Below are 4,453 nucleotides of genomic sequence, written 5' to 3' on the forward strand. Positions count from 1 at the left end.
CGCCCCTGCTGCCGCGGCGGGGAGGGCTTGAGAAAACGGTGCAGGGCCGGCGAGGCGGGATAATCGGCAATGCCCAGTTCCCGATGCAGCAGCACCAGAGCGCGTAGATCCTTAAGCAGGCGCTGGAGCTCTTTCCGGTTTTGTCCTGGCAAGGGGCTTGGGTTCATGGCGGCGCTGGTTGGGGAACCGGGGGCAAGTCGGGGCTGGCCCTTTGCACCCATCTCCTGTATCTTGGATAAGATTTCGCCGGCGCACAGCCCGACCGTATTCCCGACTGACTTGTCGGCAGCCAAGGGCCGGCGCTGGGTCCGGCGCGATTCAGTGAGTTAATAACATGCCCGCGCAGGCCCGGCAAGCGGCATCTTCCGGCGGGTTGTAACCCTGAGATGGAGGAACTTTATGGATACCATTAAAGCCATTGAAAGCAGGCGGGCCGTCAAGCAGTTCGATCCCAACCACCGGATCAGTGAGGCCGATGAACAGCGGCTGCTCTCCCTGGCCCTGCATTCCCCCACGGCCTTCAATATCCAGAACTGGCGTTTTGTGGTGGTCAAGGATCCCATTCTCCGCCAGTTGATTCGCGCCGAGGCCTGGGACCAGGCCCAGGTCACCGACGCCTCCCTGCTGGTGATTCTCTGCGCCGATCTCGCCAGCTGGGAAAAAAATCCGGCCCGCTACTGGCGCAACGTGGCGCCGGAGGTGCAGGAGTTCCTCTTGCCCGCCATTGATGCCTACTACCGGGACAAGCCCCAGGTGCAACGCGACGAGGCCATGCGTTCCTGCGGCATCGCGGCCCAGACCCTGATGCTGGCGGCCAAGGCCATGGGCTATGATTCCTGCCCCATGGACGGTTTTGATTTCCAGGCGGTAGCCCGGTTGATCAATCTCCCCGAGGACCATGTGGTGACGATGTTTGTCGCCATCGGCAAGCGCATCAAGCCGGCTTGGCCCAAGGGCGGCCAATTAGCCTTGGAAGAAGTCATGGTGATTGATCGTTTTTAAACGGTATTCCTGGAACTCTTCCACGCTCAAGGATTAATGCCGGCCCGCCCTACTGCTTTTGCGGCGGTCAATAAACAGCCTGAACCAGTTTCGCTTATTGCATTTTTTGCGGCTTAAGCGGATTTAATGGGAAAGTACTTGAATTTTGTTTTTTTTTGCGCTAGTTCTGTCCCTGATTGGTGTGGCTGATTAATATTTCATTAATTCTAATTGCTGGAGGTTGCCATGGGAAAATCACTGGTTGAAATGGCGGCGGAACTGGTTCAGGCTCAATGCACATCAACAAGCATGACCGCTGATGAAATTGCCCAGTCATTGCAAGCCACCTACAATGTTCTGCATGGCCTGCAACTTGATGAAGCCCGGGGCGCGGCGGCGGAGAGTGGCGGCGCGCCGGTTGGTCCCGAGTTTGAGCGACCGGAAAAATCCATTCAGAAGCATAAGATCGTCTGCCTGGAATGCGGCGAGGAATTCAAGATGCTCTCGCCCAAGCATCTCCGTTCCCATGATCTGAGCGGGCGCGAATATCGCAAGAAATGGGGTTTGCCCATGCGCCAGGCCCTGTGCGCCAAGGAGCTTTCCGACCGGCGCAAGAAGGCGGGCAAAGCCCGGGGGCTACCCGAAAACCTGCGCAAGTCCATTGCTGAACGGAGTCAGAAAGAACCCAAGGCCGCCAAAGCCGCAAAAGCCCCCAAGGCTGTGAAACCAACCAAAACCATCGTCCGCAAGGCCAAGTCGACGGCAACCAAGGCTTGAGCGAAACCTGACCCCGGCTGTTTGGTTAAGGCCAGGCCCGCCCCTCCGGTCCCTGGCGGCGGCGGGCAAACAAGTAATTACTGGCCCCGGACTGTCAGCCTGGCGGCGTCGGGTGGAGCAGACCAATTTTATGATCGGTATTTTTGATTCCGGGGTGGGGGGGATGACGGTGGCCCGGGCCATTGAACAGGCCCTGCCGGACTACCGGCTGGTCTATTTCGGTGACCTGGCCCGCACCCCCTACGGCTCCAAGAGCCCGGATACCATCTCCCGTTATTCCTGCCAAAACGTTGATTTCCTCCTGTCCCGCGGGGCCCGGCTTATCGTGGTGGCCTGCAACTCGGCGGCCAGCGCGGCGGCGGCGCGCTTGGAGTCCTCCTATGATCTGCCCTTGTTCGAGGTGATCGGTCCGGCGGTCAAGCAGGCGGTAAGCCTCAGTCCCCGCGGCCGGATCGGGGTGATCGGCACCCGGGCCACGATCAGAAGCGGGGTTTACGAGCGGATGATCCGGGAGCGGCGGGCCGATTTTCAGGTTTTTTCCCAGCCCTGCCCCCTGCTGGTGCCCCTGGTGGAAGAGGGCTGGCTCGACAAGCGGGAAACCAGGATGATTCTGCGCCGCTACCTGGCTCCCCTCAAGCAGCGGCAGGTGGATACCCTGGTGCTGGGCTGCACCCATTACCCGTTGCTCAAGGAGCTGATCCAGCACCGGATTGGTCCCCGGGTCAAGGTCATCGATTCCTCCCGGGCCCTGGCGGCGGAACTGGGGGACTTTCTGGCGGCCAACCCCGACGTGGCGGCGACTTTAAGTCCGAGCAGCGAGGGGGAAAACCTCTACTACGTCTCCGACGTTACCGAGGCGGCGGCCCTGACCGCCCGCCGCATCTTCGGCCGGCCCATCCAATTGCGTCCGGCGATCGATGTCGGCGATATTTAGAGCAACCGCTCACTGGCCGGTCCAGGGTGGATGATCGGGTCGGATCGCGCCGGACATGGTTGGCCGGCGATTTATCGGTTGGGATCGTGAACTTTTGGGGGCCGGCGGGCCTCTTATTAGCAGAACCGTTTGGGTCGGTTAATTTTTTGGGGCTGTTTTGCGGCTTATAAACTCTTTTTTTGGTGTTGATCTGGTGGATTTTACGCGAATATGGCGGTTTGGACTGCTGCTGGTGGTGCTGCTTTGGCCCCTGCCGGCGGCGGCCGGTGAGGATCCCGAAGAGCTGGTCCGGCGCCTGCAGGAGGTCTACGATCAGGTCACCGGTTTTCGGGCCGAATTTACTCAGCTCACCGCGGTGCCCATGAGCCGGCGTCAGCGGGAGGGCGGCGGCACCGTAATTTTTCGCAAGCCCCACCAGATGCGCTGGGAATATGATTATCCCGACCACCAGGTGCTGGTGGGCGACGGGCGGGAGGTGCGGCTTTATTTCGCCCGCAGCAACCAGATGCTGATCCGGGATGTGGATGAGTACCTGGACTCCGATGTTACCTACGCCTTTTTCTCCGGTTCCGGCGATATCCTGCGTGATTTCGAGGTGGAAGCGGGCCCGGCGGGGCAGGATCCGGCCGGAGGCCGGCTCTTGCGCCTGACTCCCCGGGAACTCCACCCCCAGGTGGAATATCTTGATCTGGTGCTGGGCGAGGATCCCTTTTTCATTCGCCGCCTCGAGATCGTCGATCACTTCGGCAGCGTCACCAGCCTCTTTTTCTCGCGGATTGAGCTCGATCCTGAATTGGAGCCGGACTTTTATCGCTTCGAACCCCCACCGGACACCGAAATTATCGGACGTTGAACCCGCCGCCCCGGTAAAGACAAGGGCGGCTAGCCGGCTGGTTCGAACCGCAGCCGCCTCGCCTGGGCCGGCCGCCGGCGTACCGGCCGGAGCTCACAACCCGGAAACCAGCAGGAGCCAGGCATGCGCATCGCCATAATGTCGGACAGCCACGACCATATCGTCAATCTGCGGGCGGCCGTCACTTATTGCGGCCCTTACCAGGTGGCGCTGATCATCCACTGCGGTGATTTGATCTCGCCTTTCATGCTGGAAGAACTGGCCCGCTTCGGCGGCGCGGTTCACCTGGTCTACGGCAATAACCCCGGCGACAAGCACCTGATCTCCCAGTTCTGCGGCGCCAGGTTCCCCAACCTGACCCATCACGGCGACTTCGGGGCCCTGGAGGCCGCCGGGCTGAAGTTCGCCTTCACCCATTATCCCCAGATGGCCCGGGGCCTGGCCGCCCAGGGCACTTTCGACGTGGTCTGCTGCGGCCACAACCACCGCTACCAGGTGGAGCAGTTCGGTCCCACCCTGCTGATCAATCCCGGCGAGCTGCTGGGCAAGGATGACCAGCCGGGCTTCGCCATCCTCCACGCCGGCGACCGCCGGGTGGAAAGAGTAGAGATCGGCCGGCAAATCCCCCCGCAACAAAATTAAGCAACCCGCCACCTTGGATAAACCAGCAGCAGTGCCGCAGCTTGGGGCAAGCAGTCCGGCGCCGCGTAATCAGTCTACGTAAGCCGGTCTGATCGCCCCAAGCTGCGGTGCTGCCGGGTGGTAGGATCAACAATCGGTCAAAAAATCCCGTCAACAAATCTGAGCAACCTGCCACCTTGGATAAACCAGCAGCAGTGCCGCAGCTTGGGGCAAGCAGTCCGGCGCCGCGTAATCAGTCTACGTAAGCCGGTCTGATCGCCCCAAGC

General features: G+C 61.0%; 5 protein-coding genes. All 5 read left to right on the top strand.

The window, feature by feature from the left end:
• Positions 1-399 precede the first annotated feature (399 nt).
• Positions 400-1,002, top strand: a complete 603-nt coding sequence (locus tag ACHHTY_RS11770; protein WP_395494356.1) for a nitroreductase family protein — start codon at positions 400-402, stop codon at positions 1,000-1,002.
• Between the two features lie 225 nt (positions 1,003-1,227).
• Positions 1,228-1,758: a Ros/MucR family transcriptional regulator gene (locus ACHHTY_RS11775; protein ID WP_395494357.1), complete on the top strand. Its 531-nt coding sequence runs from the start codon at positions 1,228-1,230 to the stop codon at positions 1,756-1,758.
• A 130-nt stretch (positions 1,759-1,888) separates the two neighbouring features.
• Complete coding sequence (murI, locus tag ACHHTY_RS11780; RefSeq protein ID WP_395494358.1) at positions 1,889-2,692, top strand: glutamate racemase; 804 nt, start codon at positions 1,889-1,891, stop codon at positions 2,690-2,692.
• A gap of 193 nt (positions 2,693-2,885) precedes the next feature.
• Positions 2,886-3,545, top strand: coding sequence for a LolA family protein (locus tag ACHHTY_RS11785; protein WP_395494359.1), 660 nt, complete (start codon positions 2,886-2,888; stop codon positions 3,543-3,545).
• A gap of 123 nt (positions 3,546-3,668) precedes the next feature.
• A complete protein-coding gene (locus ACHHTY_RS11790; RefSeq protein WP_395494360.1) occupies positions 3,669-4,187 on the top strand; it encodes a YfcE family phosphodiesterase in 519 nt (172 codons plus the stop codon).
• The last annotated feature ends 266 nt before the right edge of the window (positions 4,188-4,453 follow it).

The organism is Desulfurivibrio nitratireducens, assembly GCF_044068515.1.
Taxonomy (GTDB): Bacteria; Desulfobacterota; Desulfobulbia; order Desulfobulbales; family Desulfurivibrionaceae; genus Desulfurivibrio.

Coding starts and splice junctions, on each gene's coding strand:
- ACHHTY_RS11770 (WP_395494356.1), top strand. CDS start 400: ATGGATACCATTAAAGCCATTGAAAGCAGGCGGGCCGTCAAGCAGTTC.
- ACHHTY_RS11775 (WP_395494357.1), top strand. CDS start 1,228: ATGGGAAAATCACTGGTTGAAATGGCGGCGGAACTGGTTCAGGCTCAA.
- murI (WP_395494358.1), top strand. CDS start 1,889: ATGATCGGTATTTTTGATTCCGGGGTGGGGGGGATGACGGTGGCCCGG.
- ACHHTY_RS11790 (WP_395494360.1), top strand. CDS start 3,669: ATGCGCATCGCCATAATGTCGGACAGCCACGACCATATCGTCAATCTG.